We start from the raw sequence: 17231 nt of genomic DNA on the forward strand, positions 1-17231 counted from the left end.
GCGCGCCGGTAGCGTCGGACCGGTGATCGGATTGCCCGACGACGTGACAGCCTGCCTCTTCGACCTCGACGGCGTGCTGACCAGCACGGCGGCGCTGCATGAGATCGCCTGGAAGCAGACCTTCGACGAGTTCCTGGCCGCCCACGCCGGGCCGGATGAGCCTGAGTTCAGCGAACGCGACTACACCGCCTATGTGGACGGCAGGCCGCGCGCCGACGGGGTGCGCACCTTCCTCGCCTCGCGCGGCATCACCTTGCCCGAGGGCCTGCCCAACGACGATCCGGAGGATCCGACCGTCAACGGTGTCGGCAACCGCAAGAACGGCCTGGTGCTGAAGATCATCGAAGAGCGGGGAGTCCAGCCATTCCCCGGCTCGGTGGCGTATCTGGAGGCCGCGCACCAGGCCGGGCTCGCCATCGGCGTGGTCACCTCGTCGGCGAACGGGGCGCGGGTGCTCGACGCGGCCGGGCTGACCCGGTTCGTCCAGGCGCGGATCGACGGCCTGACGATCGGCGAGCGCAAGCTGCGCGGCAAACCGGCGCCGGACTCGTTCCTGGCGGGCGCCGCCGACCTCGGCGCGACCCCGGCGACGACGGCGGTGTTCGAGGACGCGCTGGCCGGGGTCAAGGCGGGCCACGACGGCGGATTCCGGTTCGTCGTCGGGGTGAACCGCGCCGACCAGGCCGAGGAACTGCGGGCCAACGGCGCCGACATCGTCGTACTCGACCTCGCCGAACTCCTGGACGAGTCATGAACGGCTATGAGGTCTCGCCATGGGAACTGCGGTGGCGCGGCCTCGCGATCGACCAGCTGCACCGGACCGAGTCCACGTTCGCGCTGGCCAACGGGCACATCGGGATGCGCGGCGCGCTGGAGGAAGGCGAGCCGGTCGGGTTGCCGGGCACCTACCTCAACGGGTTCTACGAGTCGCACGCGCTGCCGTACGCGGAGATCGGCTACGGCTACCCGGAGGACGGCCAGACGATCGTCAACGTCACCGACGGCAAGATCATCCGCCTGCTGGTCGAGGACGAGCCGCTGGACCTGCGCTACGGCCGCACCCTCGCGCACCAGCGGTGGATCGACTTCCGCTCGGGCATCCTGAGCCGGGACACCGTGTGGGAGTCGCCGACCGGCCGCCGGGTTCGCATCCGGTCGCGGCGCATGGTGTCGTTCACCCAGCGCGCGGTCGCCGCGATCCACTACGAGATCGAGCCCGCCGACGACCTGCAGCTCGTCGTGCAGTCCGACCTGCTGGCCAACGAGCCGATCGAGTCGCGCGGCAAGGATCCTCGGGTCGCCGCCGCGCTGCGCTCGCCGCTGGTCGCCGACTTCGCCGCCGCCGAGGGCTACAACGCGGTGCTGGTGCACCACACCCGCGAGTCCGGCCTGCGGGTGGCGGCCGGGATGGACCACGAGATCGACACCTCCGACGGCATGCAGACCGACATCCGGGCCGAGGGCGACCTCGCCCGGCTGACCGCGGCGGTCGACGTCCCCGCGGGCGGGAAGCTCCGACTGGTCAAGTACCTGGGCTACGGCTGGTCGGCGAAGCGGTCGGTCCCGGCGCTGCGCGCGCAGGTCGAGGCGGCGCTGGCGGGCGCGCGGCAGACCGGCTGGGAGGGGCTGCTGCGTGAGCAGCGCGCGTTCCTCGACGACTTCTGGACCGCCGCCGACATCGAGATCGACGGCGACGAGCGGCTGCAGCAGGCGGTCCGGTTCGCCCTGTTCCACATCCTGCAGGCGGGGGCCCGCGGGGAAAGCCGGGCCATCGCGGGCAAGGGGCTCACCGGTCCCGGCTACGACGGGCACGCCTTCTGGGACACCGAGACGTTCGTGCTGCCGGTCCTCACGTACACGATGCCCGACGCGGCCCGCGACGCCCTGCGGTGGCGGCACAGCACCCTGCCGCAGGCGCGTGAGCGGGCGAAAGTCCTCGGCAAGCGCGGCGCGGCGTTCCCCTGGCGGTCCATCACCGGCGCGGAGTGCTCGGCGTACTGGCCCGCCGGGACGGCCGCGTTCCACGTGAGCGCCGCGGTCGCCGACGCCGCGGCCCGCTACACCGCCGCGTGCGCCGACGACACCTTCGACCGGGAGTACGGCACGGAACTGCTGGTGGAGACCGCGCGGCTGTGGGTCTCGCTCGGGCACCACGACCAGCATGGCGGGTTCCGCATCGACGGCGTCACCGGGCCGGACGAGTACACCGCGGTCGTCGACAACAACGTCTACACAAACCTGATGGCGCAACGGAACCTGACCGAGGCGGGCACCGCGTGCGGGCGCAACCCGGAGGTCGCCGACCGGCTGGGCGTCTCCCCCGACGAGGTCGAGGCGTGGCGGCGCGCGGCCGAGGAGATGGTCATCCCGTTCGACGACCTGCTCGGGGTGCACCCGCAGTCGGAGGGCTTCACCCAGCACGAGGAGTGGGATTTCGCGGCCACGCCGAAGGACAAGTATCCGCTGCTGCTGCACTATCCGTACTTCGACCTCTACCGCAAGCAGGTCGTCAAGCAGGCCGACTTGGTCCTCGCGATGCACCTGCGCGGCGACGCGTTCACGCCCGAGCAGAAGGCGGCCAACTTCGCCTATTACGAGGCGCGGACGGTGCGGGACTCGTCACTGTCGGCGGGCACGCAGGCGGTGCTGGCGGCCGAGGTGGGGCATTTGGGCCTCGCCTACGACTACATCGTCGAGGCGGCGATGACCGACCTCGCGGACCTGCACGACAACGTCCGCAACGGCCTGCACATGGCTTCCCTCGCGGGCGCCTGGGCCGGTGTCGTCGCGGGGTTGGGCGGTTTCCGGGACCACGGCGGGGTTCCCACGTTCGCGCCGCGGCTGCCCAAGGAACTCGACCGGGTCTCGTTCCGCATGTGCGTGCACCGCAGCCGCATCCAGGTGGAGATCAACCGCGACGCCGCCCGCTACCGCCACATCTCCGGCGGCGCTCTGTCGACGTCGCACCACGGCGAGCCGATCGTCATCGAAGCAGGCCCCGGACTGAGCCTGCCCATCCCCGACTGTCCCCCACAGCCCCGGCCGAAGCAGCCCGCGGGCCGCGAACCCGGAAGCAGGCGCGCATGAACACCGACGACGGACGCACAATGGGCGTGGAAGAGGAGTTCTTCCTCGTCGACCCCACCGGCCGCCTGGTCACCCGAGCCGAGCAGGCACTCGCCCGGGCCGACGACGAGGTCGACGTCAAACCCGAACTGATGCGCTGCCAGGTCGAGTCGGCCACCGGAATCTGCCGCACCGCCCAAGAACTGCGAGACGAGCTGACCGCCCTGCGCACCACCCTCCACGAGGGCGCCACGGCCACCGGCGCCCGCCTGGTCGCGTCGGGCACGGTCCCCCACCGCCAGCACGGCGCCCCGATGGTCGGCCCCGGCTCGCGGTACCAGCGGATGGCGGAGATGGTGGGCCCCATCGTGTTCGGCGGGATGACCTGCGGCTGCCACGTCCATATCGGCGTCTCCGACCGAGCTGACGCGGTGCGGGTGTGCAACCACCTCAGACCGTGGTCGCCCGTGTTGTTGGCGTTATCGGCGAACTCCCCGTTCCACGACGGCACGGACAGCGGCTACGCCAGCACCCGGCACCTGCAGTGGTCCCGCTGGCCGTGCGCGGGCCCGACGCCGTACCTGGAATCACCGGAGCACTACGAGGAACTGGTCACCGCCCTGCTGTCCTCGGGCGCCGCACTCGACCGCAAGATGGTGTACTGGGATGTCCGCCCCTCGGAACTGCAGCCCACCGTCGAAGTCCGCGTCGCGGATGTGCAGACCACAGTGGACGAAGCCGTGCTGCTGGGAATCCTGGTCCGCGCCTTGGTCGCCAGGGCCCTGGACAACCTGAGCACGCCCGCCCCCAGAATCCCCACGGCCGTCATCCGCGCAGGCATGTGGCGAGCGGCGAAGGATGGTTTGGAGGGCAAGGTCCCCGACCCCACAACGGGTGAAACCCGCCCCACCCGGGACATCCTGGCCGACCTCTTCCACGACCTAGGCCCGGACGCGGCGGAGGTCAAGTCCACAATGGACTACCTACGCGAAACCGGCGGCGGCGCTCACCGGCAGCGCAGGGCATTCGGCCAACGCCAACGATTGGACGATGTGCTGAACGCGGTCACGTGGACCGGCAAGGAAGGCAAGGAAGGCAAGGAAGGCAAGGAAGGCAAGGAAGGCAAGGAAGGCAAGGAACCGTAACTCTCACCCCCACCCCCAACCAACCACCCGCCCCCACACACTCGCCACCCCACCAACGACCCCCCACCCCCCACCTACGCTCGCTACCCCACCACCCGTCCCCACCTAAGAAACTCGACTCCCCACCACTGGCCGCCGCCGCCCAGGCCATCGCCGTTCGCCACCCGCCAACCCACCCGTCCCCACCTAAGCTCGGGCTCGGGGTGGTCTTGGCGATTCGGCTTTATCTGGGGTTGAAATGGGCCTAAGCTGCCCCGCGATCGGGCAGGATTCCTTTCCTGCCCCGGTGACCGATCGGCCCATTTCAAGGGGTCCCCAGATCAAGCCGAATCGCCAAGATCACCCCGAGCCCGCCACAGCTCTCTCCCCCGCGATGCCGCAGGCGAGCCCGCCCCTAACGCCCTCACCACCGAGGCCGCCACCGAGCATCCCGAGACCACAGATGCGACCGCCGAACACACCCCCGATACCTCACCACCGCACAAACCAACCCGATAAACGCCACCAACATCACCACCAAGTTCCCCGCGAGCGTCGCCACCAGCAGCACCAGCGCCGTCCCGATCCCCAACGCCACCACCGGCGCCCGGCGATCGTCACGAGGCGGCACGGGATCCCAGTCACGCAGGCCGTCGGCGAAGTCGGGGTCCGCCGCCCGGGTCAGCGATTCGATCTCGTCGAGTCGCCTGCGGTCGCCCATGCTGAGCATTTCTGCCTCCTCAGCCTGCCCCGTGCCGTGGTCGCGCGCCGACGCCGCCGGCGAGGTCCCTGTCCACGGGGGCGATGACAACTGTTCCCCAGGGCGAAGGGGCCTCCCGCGTGATCAGGACCCGCCTGGTGCCGTTCACCGTGCGACCTCCGTTCCCAGGTGCGTTCCGAGTACCCACCCGCAGGCCGGTTAACCAGTTTGCGCGCGCGAGGCGACGGGTAGCCGCAGCCATGACCAGCACCGGCGAACAACCACCTCAGCGGCAGCGGCCGCCCGGCCACACTGAATCGATGCGACCTCGGCCGCGGGACACGATGGCCGACTACGAGGGCCGGGGGTTGCTGGCGGGGAAGTCCGCGCTCATCACCGGTGGCGACTCCGGCATCGGGCGGGCGGTCGCGATCGCCTTCGCCAAGGAGGGCGCCGACGTCGCCATCGCGTACCTCAGCGAACACGACGACGCCGAGGACACCGCCCAGTTCGTCCGCGACGCGGGCGGCAAGTGCGTGCTGCTGCCGGGCGACCTGGGTTCCCGCGCGCACTGCGTCGAGGTCGTCGACTCGACCGTGCACCACCTGGGCGGTCTCGACATCCTGGTGAACAACATCGCGACGCAGGCGGAGGTCGAGCGCCCGGAGGACATCACCGACGACCAGTGGCTGCGCACCTTCGAGGTCAACATCCACAGCTACTTCCGGGTGACCAACGCGGCCCTGCCGCACCTGGGGGACGGCTCGGCGATCATCAACACCGCGTCGGTCAACGGGTTGCGCGGCAACAAGAAGCTCATCGACTACTCGGCCACGAAGGGCGCGGTCATCGCGTGGACGTACGCGATGGCGCAGACCTTGGTGGATCGCGGAATCCGCGTCAACTGCGTGGCTCCTGGCCCGGTGTGGACGCCCCTGATCCCGTCCACCATGTCCGAGGAGCACGTCGCGAAGTTCGGCGAGCACACCCCGATGGGCCGCGCCGCCCACCCGGACGAACTGGCGCCGTCCTACGTCTTCTTCGCCGCCGAACGCCTGTCCTCGTACTACAGCGGCGAAGTCCTCGCCGCCCTCGGCGGAGAAACCCTGCCCGGCTAAGGAAAGGAATGGGAAATGACCGACCACGCCTGGCGGCACCGCCTGATGTCACTGGGTCACGACCCCCTCAAACCCGTCTGAGCGCCGGGAGATGACCGTGAAAGCCCAAGGCGCGGCCGAGTTCGTCCCCGACGACGCCGACCTTGAGACCCTCCGCTCGGCTGTCCAGGGCTGCCGGGGCTGCGACCTGCACCGCCACGCCACCCAGGCCGTCTTCGGTGAGGGCCCGAAGCGCGCCGCCGTCCTGCTCGTCGGTGAGCAGCCGGGCGACAAGGAGGACCTCCGGGGCGCCCCGTTCGTCGGCCCCGCGGGCAAGCTGCTCGACCGCGCGCTGGCGGAGGCCGGTTTCGACCGGGCGACGGTCTACCTGACCAACGCGGTCAAGCACTTCAAGTTCGAGGAGCGCGGCAAACAGCGGATCCACAAGAAGCCCGGCCGCACCGAGGTCGTGGCCTGCCTGCCGTGGCTGCTCGCGGAGGTCGACCGGGTGCGGCCGCGGCTCATCGTCTGCCTCGGCGCCACGGCGGCACAGGCGGTGTTGGGCACGGCGTTCCGCCTGACCAAGCAGAGGGGAGAGCTGGTCGACCCGGGTCCGGGGGACTTCGCCGGTCAGCGCGTGGTGGCCACGATCCACCCCTCGGCGGTCCTGCGGTCCCGCGACCGGGACGCCGACTACGCAGGCCTGGTCGACGACCTCCGGGCCGCGGCGAGCCTCGCGGGGCAGGTCAGCGCGCACTGACCTGCCCGGCTCGGCCGTCCACCCGCCATCGAGGCTGAGGCGACTCGCGACCACGCCCGCCTCCGGGCCCACGGGCCGTGACGACGCCAGCGCTCCGCTGCGTGCACCCACATCACGCGTTCGGCACGCCCGCATTCCACCCATCGGGTCAATTCATTCACTCATCGGTGCGAGCCGGCAGCGACTGTTCACCGGAGACGGTGGCCCGACTTGAGGCAGTTCTCGGCCTGACCGGGGCCTTTCAGCGTCCGAAATGGACGCACGTAATTTCGTGCGACTCTTTCGGGAAGAACGTCACCGCGTGGGTAATCGTGCCGGTGTTACTTGCCCGATCGAATGATCGGGGCACACAGGTCGGGTGACAAGTGCGTGTGGCGGCGGCGCGGCGCGGCGTGGAGTGGGCAAGGTGGCCGTGGTGGCAGCCCCGCCACCCGTGAATCGTTCCCGACAGAAATCAGGTTTCCCTTGTTCAAGAGGACATTCGCCGCCGCGGTCGTCACCGGCGCGGCGCTGATCACCGGATTCGCAACCGCCGGGACCGCCACGGCGGACCCCCAGCATCTCGCCACCGAGCCGGGCCACGGCCACTCCATGACCATCCTGGGCAACCTCTGTGTCGCCCCGTGGCAGTGGAACGGCCCGATCGAGGCCCTGACCGCAGGCCACACCGCCGGTTACGTCGCCTGCAACGGCAACACCGTGGGCACCGACGGCGGCGGCCACCACCTGAGCATCCTCGACAACGCCTGTGTCGCGCCGTGGCAGTGGAACGGCCCGATCGAGGCCCTGACCGTCGGCCACACCGCCGACTACGTCGCCTGCAACGACAACGTGGTCAACGGCTGAGTTTCGCCATAACCACGAGGGGCGTGATCTCACCGATCACGCCCCTTTGCCGTGAGTGGGCTCAGGGTCGGCCTCAGGGTCGAGTCCTACCGGGGGTGGACGTCGGCCGACGACGCCAGGACGACGCGGGCGCACGGCACGGGGGCACACAGTGGTGGTGGGGAGAGGAGACACTCATGACCACCACCACGATGCGGCTCCAGCCGGTCACCTTCGGCACCGCTGTCAGGTTCGCGGGGAACTTGCTCTACGCACTGGTCGCCGCGGTGTTGTTCGGCCGGTCCGACTTCGGCGAGGCCAAGCCTCGATCGCGACCGGCACCGACGAACGGCCGTTCGACTATGGACAGGGCCTAAGCCAGCCGCACCAGAGCCGTGATGTGGTCGCGGGCGAAAGCGCGGGCCTTCTCGACGTCATCCACCGGAATCACCCCGTCCGGGGTGAGCACTAGGGAGAGCGCGAGCCGGGCGAGAATCTCGGCGACCGGCTCCGGCTCGTAAGCCCCCAGCTTGCCCTCGGCCTGCAGCCGCCGGGTGACGCCCGCCAGGTAGTCGCGGCCCAGGGCCAGGAACGGGCCTGCCTCGGTGGTCAGCAGCGGGAGCGTGAACTCCGGTTCGGTGACCAGCAGCCGGGTCAGCAGCTTGTTGCGCCGCACACCTTGGGTGAAGGCGACGAACCCCTCCACGACCTGCTCCTCCGCCGACGCCCCCGGATCGATCCGCGCGTCGACCTCGTCGATGAACCGGCGGGCCTCGCGGATGGCCACGGCCCGGATGATGTCGCTCTTCTGCGCGAACCTTCGATAGAGCGTCGCCGGGCTCAGCTTCGAGCGCTTGGCCACTTCGCCCATGCTGGTGCGGCGGATGCCAAACTCCAGGAACGCCGATAAGGCGCCGTCGAGGATCTCGGGTTGGTCGAGGTCGAGGTTGCGGTCGCTGAGGATCACAGGAGTCCCGCCGTTCGCTTGGCTTCGTAGGCGATCTTGTAGAGGCGCAGCCGGGCGGGCGCCCGGTTACCGGCCAGGCCGATCAGCTTTCCCAGGCGGCGAAAGCGTTTCTCGTCGCCGGTGGTCCACTTCAGACCGGTGATCTCACGCATCCTCGGTGGCAGCAGACCCGCCGTGGCGAGGCGCAGGACCTCACGGTTGAGGGGCTTGGCCAGTGTCCAGGCGACGCCGGGGACGAACCACACCGGCGGCTTGGGGACATCCCGCAGCCGCAGCGAGGCCAGTACGTCGCGCACCGAGTCGTTGTCTTCCAAGCGGTTCTCGACCACCTCGGCGAAGTAGTCGTGGAAGGCGCAGAGGGTGTCGGGCATGTGGCGGTCACGCAGGCCGAGGATTCGGCCCAGTTGCCGCCACTCCGCGTACATGCGGTCCTGGTCCGCCTCACTGATCTGTTCGCCGAGCATGTCCTTGTACCGCAGCATTGTCTCGAAGAGCGTGGCGTGCACCCACCAGTACGCCTCGGGGTTCAACGCGTGGTACCGCTCGCCGTGCCGGTCGACACCCTTGATCGTCTTGTGCAACTCGCGCAGGCGGGCGGCTTCGTCGAGGGCCCGGTCGCCGGCGAAGATGAGGGAGAACAACGACTGCAGCGTGTCGTCGAGCCGTTTCCACGGCTCCTCGCGGAAGTTCGAGTGCTCCTTCACCCCCGCCCCGACGACCGGGTGGGCGACCTGCAACAGCAACGCCGCCCCGCCGGCGAGAATGGCGCGCCGGTCCCCACCGACGCGCCATGCCACCGAGTCCGGCCCGAGCGGGCGCGGCGGTGTCTCCGGGTCCGTCACCCAGTCATCCTGTGAAGTGTCGCGGGACCGATCCATCGGGTTCATCCGCACCTCCATGAGAGAGTGACACCCAAACTCTCTCACGCTGTCTGCCGGGCGACCACTCGTCAGGCGACGCCGTCGATGACCGGGATCAGCTGCTCCTCCTCGTAGTCGAGGTGGCGTTCGAGCTCCCCGGTGAGCCGCTCGACCTCGGCGAGCACGACCTGGGTGTCCGCCCCCTCCGTGGAGATGACCTGCTGGAGGTCGGCGAGGAGCGCGGCGATCTTCACGTGTTCGGCCCGCAGCCGGTCCAGGGTCTCGACGAGTTCGGGGTGGCCCGCCTCCAGTGCCGAGAACATCCCCTGGTCCTCATGGCTGTGGTGGATGCTCAGCCCGTGGCACATCGTCAGACAGTTGACCCGCAGCTGCGCGCCCAGCCGCGGGCCGGACTTGGCGATCTCGGCGCGGATCAGCGCGAGTTCCCGGCGGAACCCGCCGTGGACGCGCTTGAGGGCCTCGCCGAACGTAGCGCCGTTGGGCGGCCCGCCGGAGACCTGCTCCAACGCCACCACGGGAATGACTCGGTCCGTCTTGGCTTGGTAGTCGGCCCACTCGGGGTCGTCCTCGGCGGCGCGGGCGTAGGCGTCGTCGCGTTCGGCGCCGGTCAGGACGGTCGCACGGGCCTCGTAGGTGAAGACACCGTCCTCGACCTGGACCAGCGGGTCGGCCACCAGGTTGGTGTACCAGTGCGGGTGCTTCGAAGAACCACTGGCGGAGGCGATGACGAGCACGCGGTCACCGCCGTCGGGCAAGTAGCTGACCGGCGTCGTGTGCCGGGCGCCGGTGCGGGCGCCGGTGGTGGTGAGCAGGAGCAGGCGGGAGCCTTCGAACTCGCCGCCGACCTGGCCTGAGTTGGCGCGGAACTCGTCGATGACTCGCTGGTTGAACGGGTTGGGCATAGGTGTGTTGTCTCCATGGCTGTTGGATTTGGGGCGCGCGGAAGCGCGGTCACTCAGCATCAGGTGTCGCGCGGAAACGCGCGGAGACAACAACTGGCGGGCCTCTGGCCCGCCCGGCGGTCAAGCGTTCGCCGGACCGCTTACTCGCTCGTGGCCCATGGCCGACCCGGCAGTCACGGCGACGATCTTACTGACGAATCGGACCCAGGCAAACCAATAACGGGAAATTCTGGTCTAGACCAAGAGGGTCAGACCCCTTGACGACACCCGGCCCGCGGTTCTAGGTTTCGCCATTAGTTAGACAGTCTGCCTAACTAATTGTTCGCTTACCGCCGAAGAACCGGGACCTGACGTGGACCAACTGGCCGGCTCGTCACGCCTGCTCCGCGAGATCAACGAGACCGCGGCGCTCGGGCTCTTGCTGGAGCACGGGCCGCTGACCCGGGGGCATCTGCGGGAGTTGACCGGCCTGGCCAAGCCCACGACGTCGGAGGTGATGCGCAGGCTGCAGGAGGCGGGGCTGGCCAAGGTCGTCGGGCAGACCACCGGCGGCCCTGGCCGCAACGCCGATGTCTACGCGGTCAACCCGGACGCGGCCTACGCCGCCGCGGTCACCCTCAGCACGCCGACGAACACCCTGGTCACGGCGGTCTGCGACCTCACCGGCGAGGTCCGGGTGCGCGAGGAAAGCACGGTCGACTTCGAGCTCACGGACCCGGTCGAGGCCGTGGCGGGCGCGATCCGCGCGGCCTGCAAGCAGGCCCGGATCCCGCTGCGCAAGCTCGACCACGTCCAGCTCGGCGTGCCCGGCTCGTACGACGAGCGCGCGGACGTGATCCGCTACGTCGACGTGCCGGGGTGGTCGCGCCCGGGGCTCATCGGCGAGATCCGGGCACGGCTGCGGACCGAGGTCAGCGTCGACAACGACGTCAACCTCGCCGCGGTCGCCGAACGCAGCCGGGGCATCGCCGCCGGGTCCGACGGGTTCGCCCTGCTGTGGCTCGGCGACGGGCTCGGCCTGGCCATCGACCTGGGCGGCAAGCTGCTGCGCGGCGCCCGGGGCGGGGCGGGCGAGATCGGGTACATCCCGGTCGGGATGCCGGGCCAGCTCCAAGGCGTGCAGGACTTCCAGGACCTGGTCGGGGGTCCGGCGATCCGTGAACTGGCGCTGCGCCACGGAATCACCGCCGACACCGGCCACGACGCCGTGGCCGCCGCGTGCGCCCGCCCCGACGACTCCCCCTTCCTCGACGAACTGGCGATCCGGGTCGCGGTCGGGCTCGCCGCGGTCGTCGCGGTGCTCGACCCGCCGCTGGTCGTGCTCAGCGGCGAGGTCGGGCAGGCGGGCGGTGTCGCTCTGCAGGACGCCGTGAGCACCGCCCTGCGCGCCGTCTCCGTGCTCGACACCACCGTGGCCGCCACCAGCCTCACCGACGACGTCGTCCTGTTGGGCGCGCTCGACGCCACTCTCTCCGCGGTCCGCGCCGCGCTTCTCGGCCGAAGGTAGACCCCCACCCCATCTCGGGAGATCGCATGAAAACCCGCTCCCTGTTAGCCGCCGCCACCGCGTTGCTGATCACGACCGCCTGCACACCGGGAGGGTCCACGGACACCGCTGTGGCCCCGGCGGGGCAGGACGTCTCGGGCACCGTGGAGTTCTGGCACTTCTTCACCGGCCGCGAGGCCAAGTCGATCGAGGACGCCGTCGCCGCGTTCAAGGCCACGCACCCCAAGATCGAGGTGAAGATCACCGCGGGCCAGGACGACACCAAGATGCTGCAGGCGATCTCGGCGGGCAAGGGCCCCGACGTCGGGCTGTCCTACTCCACCGACATCGTCGGCAAGTTCTGCGCCAGCGCGGCCTGGCGCGACCTGAAACCCTACGTCGAGCGGGACAAGGTGGACCTGGGCCAGTTCCCGGACACGGTCCGCAGCTACACCGAATACCGCGGGAAGCGGTGCGCCATGCCGTTCCTCGCCGACGTGTATGGCTTGTACTTCAACAAGAAGCTCCTCGCCGACGCGGGCTACACCACTCCCCCGAAGACGATGGCCGAGCTGGCCGACATGGCGAAGAAGCTGACCAAGCGGGCGCCGGACGGCACCATCGAGGTCGCCGGTTTCGTTCCCCTGCTGAACTTCTACGAGAACGTCCCGTCGCACATGGCGCCGGTGTGGAACGCGCAGTGGCTCACCGCCGAGGAGAAGTCGGCCATCGGCGGCGACGCCCAGTGGCAGGAAATGCTGAAGTGGCACAAGGACTTGGTCGACTGGTTCGGCCACGACAACCTGACGAAGTTCACCTCGGGCCTGGGTGACGAGTGGAGCGCGGACAACGCGTTCCAGCAGGGCAAGGTCGCGATCGCCGTCGACGGCGAGTACCGGGTGGCGTTCCTGCGGGAGCAGGCCCCCAACGTCGAGTTCGGCACCGCTCCGCTGCCGGTTCCCGATGGGCAGCAGGAACGTTATGGCGCGGGCTACGTGACCGGCAACATCGCGGGCATCTCGGCCAACGCCAAGAACCCGGAAGCCGCCTGGGAACTCGTCCGGTACCTCACCACGAACACGGACTCGATCGTCTCGCTGTCGAACGCGATCAAGAACGTGCCCAGCACCCGCGACGCCCTCAAATCGGACAAGCTTGAGGCGGACCCGCACTTCAAGACGTTCCTGGACATCTTCGCCCACCCCAAGACGGCGACCACGCCGCCGAACGCGTCCGGGCCGAAGTACGTGGAACTGACCCAGGAGTTCGTCAACGCCTACCTCGGCGGCAGCCATCCCGACCTCAAGCAGGGTCTCGCCGACCTGGACACGCGGATCAACCAGGCGTTGGAACTCGGGCGCTGATGGCGGCGACCATCACGGGAGTCACGCGGCCCGCGGTTCCCAGCCGGGGGGTGCCCCACCGTCGTCGAGCTGACCGGCGGCGGTGGCGGCACCGGCTGACCGTGCTCAGCTTCCTGGCGCCCGCGCTCATCGGGATCTCGGTCTTCCTCATCTATCCGCTGCTGTCGGCCATCTACTTCTCGTTCACCCGGTTCGACCTGCTCACCGCCCCGGTATGGGTGGGGCTGCGCAACTACGAGCACCTGTTCGGCAGCGACCAGACGGCGTGGAAAGCGGCGGCGAACACGCTGTGGCTGGTGGTCTTCCTGGTGCCGGCGCGGATGCTGGCGGCGCTGGGGACGGCGATGCTGCTGACCACGGTCAAGCGCGGCGGGTCGGTGTTCCGGATCATCTTCTACCTGCCCGCCCTCGCTCCCCCGGTGGCCGCGACGATCGCGTTCGTCTTCCTGTTCAACCCGGCCACCGGGCCGGTGAACGAGCTGCTGGCGGTGTTCGGTGTGGACGGTCCACTGTGGTTCGACTCGCCGGAGTGGGCCAAGCCGTCTTTGGTGCTGCTGGGCACCTGGGCGGTCGGCGACCTGATGGTGATCTTCCTGGCCGGGCTGCTCGACGTGCCGAAACCGCTGTACGAGGCGGCGTCGATCGACGGGGCGAGCAGCTGGCAGAAGTTCCGGTTCATCACCCTGCCGTCGATCTCCCCGGTGCTGATGTTCGCGGGCATCACCGGCGTGATCCAGACCCTGCAGTTCTTCACCCAGGCCGCGGTCGCGGCGAGCGTGGCCAGCGGCCAGGCCACCACGGGCGGCGGCATCTCGTCGACGTTCGGCTACCCCGACCAGGCGCTGCTGACCTACCCGATGCACCTCTACGTCTCGGGCTTTCGCTTCTACGACATGGGTTACGCGAACGCGCTCGCCGTGATGCTGTTCCTGGTCGCCTTCGCGGTGACCCTGGTGCTGCTGCGCCGGTTCCGCGTGTTCGTTACCGGAGGTGAGCGCGGATGAGGCAGTCCTGGCTGGTGGGCGTGGCCCGGCACAGCATCGCGATCGCCGTGGCGGTGATGTTCCTGGCGCCGTTCGGTTTCGTGCTGCTGACCGCGTTCATGACCAGCGAGCAGGCGCTGACCAGCGACTGGTGGCCGTCGTCGTGGCACCCGGAGAACTTCGTCACGATCTTCACCCAGGTCCCGATGCTGCGGTATCTGGGGAACACGCTGATGTACAGCGTGCTGGCGACGCTGTTCATGCTGCTGTCGAGCGTGCCCGCCGCCTACGCACTGGCGAAGCTGCGGTGGCGGGGGAGCAACGCGACGTTCGTCGTGGTGATCTGCATGATGATGCTGCCGCCGCAGGTGGTCACGGTCCCGCTGTACCTGATGTGGGCCGACGTCGGCCTGACCGGCACCCTGTGGCCGCTGATCCTGCCGATGCTGGCAGGCGACGCGTTCAGCATCTTCCTGCTGCGCCAGTTCCTGCTGACCATCCCGGCCGACTACCTCGACGCGGCCCGCATCGACGGCTGCGGCGAGTGGCAGGTGCTGCTGCGGGTCGTGCTGCCGATGGCCCGGCCGGGCATCGCGGCCACCGCGATCTTCCAGTTCTTCTTCACCTGGAACGACTACTACGGGCCGCTGCTCTACACCAGCGAGAGCCAGGAGCACTGGACGCTCTCGCTGGCGCTGTCGCAGTTCAAACATCTGCACCACGTCGAATGGAACCTCGTCATGGCGGCCACGATCCTGGTGATGGCACCGGTGATCATCGTTTTCTTCTTCGCCCAGAAGGCATTCGTGCAGGGCGTCACACTCACGGGGGTGAAGGGATGAAGGTGGCGGTCGTCGGCGGCGGGTCGACGTACACGCCCGAGCTGGTCGACGGGTTCGCCCGCTCCGGCCCGTTCGACGAACTGGTGCTGATCGACCCGGCGGCCGACCGGCTCGCCGTGATCGGCCCGTTCGCCCGGCGCATCCTGGCCCGGCACGGCCATCCCGGTCGTCTCACGTGGACCGACGATCTCGACGCCGGGCTCGCCGACGCGGACATGGTGATCATCCAGCTGCGGGTGGGCGGGCAGGCGGCGCGGATCAGCGACGAGACGTTCCCGCTGGACTGCGGCTGCGTCGGCCAGGAGACCACGGGGGCCGGTGGGCTGGCGAAGGCGCTGCGGACGGTGCCGGTGGTGCTCGACATCGCGCGCCGCGCCCGCGAACTGGCGGCCCCCGGCGCGTGGGTCGTGGCGTTCACCAACCCGGTCGGCATCGTCACCCGGGCGCTGCTCGACGACGGGCACCGCGCTGTCGGGCTGTGCAACGTCGCGATCGGCTTGCAGCGCCATGTCGCGGGGCTCCTGGACGTGCCGCCCGCCGAGGTCGTGCTCGACCATGTCGGCCTCAACCACCTGAGCTGGGAGCGCGCCGTCACCGTCGGCGGGACCGACCGGCTGCCGGACCTGCTCGCCGAGCACGTGGGCGCGCTGGCCGAGCAGGTCCGGCTTCCGTCACGGGTCCTGGAGCTGACGGGCACGATCCCGTCGTACTACCTGCGCTACTTCTACTGCCACGACGAGGTTGTCGTCGAACAACGCGCCACTTCGTCGCGGGGGCAGCGGGTCGCCGATATCGAGCGGGAACTGCTGGCCATGTACGCCGATCCGCTGCTGGACACCAAACCGGCGCTGCTGGGCGAGCGGGGCGGCGCGTACTACTCGGAGGCCGCGGTCGGGCTGATCGCCTCGCTCGCGGGCGACGACCAGGCGGTGCACGCGGTCAACGTGCGCAACAACGGGACGCTGCCGAACCTGGCCGACGACGCGGTCGTCGAGGTGTCCTGTCGGGTGGGGGCGCAGGGCGCGACGCCGCTGCCGACCGCGCCGCTCGGCCCGGACATCTCGGGTCTGGTCAGCCACGTGTCGGGCTATGAGGAACTCGCCGTTCAGGCCGCGGTCCACGGCGGACGGGACCGGGTGTTCCGGGCGCTGCTGGCGCATCCGCTGGTGGGTCAAGTCGACCTCGCGGAGAAGCTGACCGACCGTTTGCTGGCCGAGAACGCCGCGCACCTGGCCTGGGCCAGATGAGCGTGTTCCTGGCCGTCGACGGCGGCAACTCCAAGACCGAGGTGCTGGTGGGTGACACCAGCGGCCACGTCGTGGGCTTCGCCCGGGGCGGTGGGACCAACCACCAGACCTCGGGCGGACTGTCCGCGGTGATGGGCAAGCTCACCCAGTTGGTGCGCGGGGTCGGAGACGGGCGACGCCCCGACCTGGCCGTGGTGTGCCTGGCGGGCGCGGACCTGCCGGTCGAGGTCGCCGCCCTCACCGCCGCCGTCGAGACGGCGGACTGGGCCGACAAGTCCATTGTGGACAACGACATGGCGGCGCTGCTGCGGGCGGGCACCGAGGCCGCCGACGCCGTGGCCGTGGTGTGCGGGGCGGGAATCAACTGCCTCGGCCGCGCGGCGGACGGCCGGATGGTCCGGTTTCCCGCGTTGGGACACGTCTCCGGCGACTGGGGCGGTGGCCAGCACCTGGGCGCGCTCGCGCTGTGGCACGCCGCCCGGGCCGAGGACGGCCGCGGCCCGGCGACCGCCCTGGTCGCCGCCGTGGCCGGGCATTTCGACCGGACCACGGCCGCCGAGGTGTCCGCCGCCGTGCACCTCGGCGAGATCTCCCCCCGGCGGCTGGGTGAACTGAGCCCGGTGCTGTTCCGGGTCTCCGCGGCGGGCGACGAAGTGGCGCGCTCGGTGGTGACCAGGCAGGCCGACGAGATCGTCGCCCTGGCCACGGCCGCGCTGCGCAGGCTCGATCTGCTCGCGGCGCCGACCACCGTCGTACTCGGCGGCGGGGTGCTGCGGGCCCTCGATCCGCTGCTGTTCCAGCTGGTCAGCACCGGTCTGCACACCGAGGCACCACGCGCGCAGATCGCGCTGGTCACCGATCCGCCGGTGGTGGGCGCCGCCCTGCTGGCGATGGACACGCTCGGGGCGGACAAAGCCGCCCAGGAGGCGATGCGCGCGCAAGTGCGGCGCCTGATCGCCGCACCTCAACCGGGAGAGATCTGACTAG

The 17231-nt window shown here is 69.9% G+C and carries 17 protein-coding genes; 13 read left to right on the top strand and 4 right to left on the bottom strand.

Annotation, left to right across the window (positions count from 1 at the left end; all coding sequences use genetic code 11):
- The first annotated feature begins 22 nt into the window (after positions 1-22).
- Genes C8E96_RS28690 through C8E96_RS28700 form a run of 3 tightly spaced genes read left to right on the top strand, consistent with a single transcriptional unit; the run spans position 23 to position 4211 of the window.
- Positions 23-754, top strand: coding sequence for a beta-phosphoglucomutase family hydrolase (locus C8E96_RS28690; RefSeq protein WP_091383208.1), 732 nt, complete (start codon positions 23-25; stop codon positions 752-754).
- Positions 751-3087: a glycoside hydrolase family 65 protein gene (locus C8E96_RS28695; protein WP_091383207.1), complete on the top strand. Its 2337-nt coding sequence runs from the start codon at positions 751-753 to the stop codon at positions 3085-3087. Before C8E96_RS28690 ends, C8E96_RS28695 begins: the two co-directional genes overlap by 4 nt.
- Entirely contained in the window at positions 3084-4211 is a 1128-nt protein-coding gene (locus tag C8E96_RS28700; RefSeq protein ID WP_091383206.1) for a carboxylate-amine ligase, read from the top strand. Before C8E96_RS28695 ends, C8E96_RS28700 begins: the two co-directional genes overlap by 4 nt.
- Positions 4212-4614: 403 nt before the next feature.
- Here the strand turns inward: C8E96_RS28700 and C8E96_RS28705 are convergent, their stop codons facing one another.
- Positions 4615-4920: a DUF3040 domain-containing protein gene (locus C8E96_RS28705; protein ID WP_091383205.1), complete on the bottom strand. Its 306-nt coding sequence runs from the start codon at positions 4918-4920 to the stop codon at positions 4615-4617.
- A gap of 230 nt (positions 4921-5150) precedes the next feature.
- Between C8E96_RS28705 and C8E96_RS28710 the strand changes: the two genes are divergently transcribed.
- The 4 genes from C8E96_RS28710 to C8E96_RS28725 all read left to right on the top strand — a co-directional run bounded on the left by C8E96_RS28710 (position 5151) and on the right by C8E96_RS28725 (position 7949).
- Positions 5151-6008, top strand: a complete 858-nt coding sequence (locus tag C8E96_RS28710; RefSeq protein WP_091383204.1) for an SDR family oxidoreductase — start codon at positions 5151-5153, stop codon at positions 6006-6008.
- A 91-nt stretch (positions 6009-6099) separates the two neighbouring features.
- Positions 6100-6747 carry a UdgX family uracil-DNA binding protein gene (locus C8E96_RS28715; RefSeq protein ID WP_091383203.1) on the top strand — a complete coding sequence of 216 codons (648 nt, stop codon included), beginning with the start codon at positions 6100-6102 and terminating at the stop codon, positions 6745-6747.
- 465 nt (positions 6748-7212) lie between these two features.
- A complete protein-coding gene (locus C8E96_RS28720) occupies positions 7213-7593 on the top strand; it encodes a hypothetical protein (protein WP_091383202.1) in 381 nt (126 codons plus the stop codon).
- Positions 7594-7769: 176 nt separating this feature from the next.
- Entirely contained in the window at positions 7770-7949 is a 180-nt protein-coding gene (locus C8E96_RS28725) for a hypothetical protein (protein ID WP_091383201.1), read from the top strand.
- On the opposite strand, the gene C8E96_RS28730 is transcribed toward C8E96_RS28725, so the two are convergent.
- The 3 genes from C8E96_RS28730 to C8E96_RS28740 all read right to left on the bottom strand — a co-directional run bounded on the left by C8E96_RS28730 (position 7946) and on the right by C8E96_RS28740 (position 10322).
- A complete protein-coding gene (locus C8E96_RS28730; RefSeq protein ID WP_091383200.1) occupies positions 7946-8539 on the bottom strand; it encodes a TetR/AcrR family transcriptional regulator in 594 nt (197 codons plus the stop codon). The genes C8E96_RS28725 and C8E96_RS28730 overlap by 4 nt on opposite strands.
- Positions 8536-9381, bottom strand: coding sequence for an oxygenase MpaB family protein (locus C8E96_RS28735; protein WP_228770255.1), 846 nt, complete (start codon positions 9379-9381; stop codon positions 8536-8538). Before C8E96_RS28735 ends, C8E96_RS28730 begins: the two co-directional genes overlap by 4 nt.
- A gap of 107 nt (positions 9382-9488) precedes the next feature.
- Entirely contained in the window at positions 9489-10322 is an 834-nt protein-coding gene (locus tag C8E96_RS28740; RefSeq protein WP_091383199.1) for a nitroreductase/quinone reductase family protein, read from the bottom strand.
- A 352-nt stretch (positions 10323-10674) separates the two neighbouring features.
- Between C8E96_RS28740 and C8E96_RS28745 the strand changes: the two genes are divergently transcribed.
- The 6 genes from C8E96_RS28745 (at position 10675) to C8E96_RS28770 (ending at position 17227) form a co-directional block, all read left to right on the top strand.
- Positions 10675-11829 (top strand): ROK family transcriptional regulator, encoded by a 1155-nt coding sequence (locus tag C8E96_RS28745; RefSeq protein WP_091383198.1) that lies wholly within the window; start codon positions 10675-10677, stop codon positions 11827-11829.
- Positions 11830-11855: 26 nt separating this feature from the next.
- Positions 11856-13172, top strand: coding sequence for an ABC transporter substrate-binding protein (locus C8E96_RS28750; RefSeq protein ID WP_091383197.1), 1317 nt, complete (start codon positions 11856-11858; stop codon positions 13170-13172).
- Positions 13173-13273: 101 nt separating this feature from the next.
- Positions 13274-14176 (top strand): carbohydrate ABC transporter permease, encoded by a 903-nt coding sequence (locus C8E96_RS28755; RefSeq protein ID WP_228770254.1) that lies wholly within the window; start codon positions 13274-13276, stop codon positions 14174-14176.
- A complete protein-coding gene (locus C8E96_RS28760) occupies positions 14173-14997 on the top strand; it encodes a carbohydrate ABC transporter permease (protein ID WP_091383195.1) in 825 nt (274 codons plus the stop codon). The genes C8E96_RS28755 and C8E96_RS28760 overlap by 4 nt, the downstream gene beginning before the upstream one ends.
- A complete protein-coding gene (locus tag C8E96_RS28765; RefSeq protein WP_091383194.1) occupies positions 14994-16244 on the top strand; it encodes a 6-phospho-beta-glucosidase in 1251 nt (416 codons plus the stop codon). Before C8E96_RS28760 ends, C8E96_RS28765 begins: the two co-directional genes overlap by 4 nt.
- On the top strand, positions 16241-17227 hold the full coding sequence (locus C8E96_RS28770) for an N-acetylglucosamine kinase (RefSeq protein WP_091383193.1): 987 nt from the start codon (positions 16241-16243) through the stop codon (positions 17225-17227). The genes C8E96_RS28765 and C8E96_RS28770 overlap by 4 nt, the downstream gene beginning before the upstream one ends.
- The last annotated feature ends 4 nt before the right edge of the window (positions 17228-17231 follow it).

It is taken from the genome of Actinokineospora alba (genome assembly GCF_004362515.1).
Taxonomy (GTDB): domain Bacteria; phylum Actinomycetota; class Actinomycetes; order Mycobacteriales; family Pseudonocardiaceae; genus Actinokineospora; species Actinokineospora alba.

Coding starts and splice junctions, on each gene's coding strand:
- C8E96_RS28710 (WP_091383204.1), top strand. CDS start 5,151: ATGACCAGCACCGGCGAACAACCACCTCAGCGGCAGCGGCCGCCCGGC.
- C8E96_RS28715 (WP_091383203.1), top strand. CDS start 6,100: ATGACCGTGAAAGCCCAAGGCGCGGCCGAGTTCGTCCCCGACGACGCC.
- C8E96_RS28700 (WP_091383206.1), top strand. CDS start 3,084: ATGAACACCGACGACGGACGCACAATGGGCGTGGAAGAGGAGTTCTTC.
- C8E96_RS28740 (WP_091383199.1), bottom strand. CDS start 10,322: ATGCCCAACCCGTTCAACCAGCGAGTCATCGACGAGTTCCGCGCCAAC.
- C8E96_RS28760 (WP_091383195.1), top strand. CDS start 14,173: ATGAGGCAGTCCTGGCTGGTGGGCGTGGCCCGGCACAGCATCGCGATC.
- C8E96_RS28750 (WP_091383197.1), top strand. CDS start 11,856: ATGAAAACCCGCTCCCTGTTAGCCGCCGCCACCGCGTTGCTGATCACG.
- C8E96_RS28725 (WP_091383201.1), top strand. CDS start 7,770: ATGACCACCACCACGATGCGGCTCCAGCCGGTCACCTTCGGCACCGCT.
- C8E96_RS28705 (WP_091383205.1), bottom strand. CDS start 4,920: ATGCTCAGCATGGGCGACCGCAGGCGACTCGACGAGATCGAATCGCTG.
- C8E96_RS28770 (WP_091383193.1), top strand. CDS start 16,241: ATGAGCGTGTTCCTGGCCGTCGACGGCGGCAACTCCAAGACCGAGGTG.
- C8E96_RS28695 (WP_091383207.1), top strand. CDS start 751: ATGAACGGCTATGAGGTCTCGCCATGGGAACTGCGGTGGCGCGGCCTC.
- C8E96_RS28765 (WP_091383194.1), top strand. CDS start 14,994: ATGAAGGTGGCGGTCGTCGGCGGCGGGTCGACGTACACGCCCGAGCTG.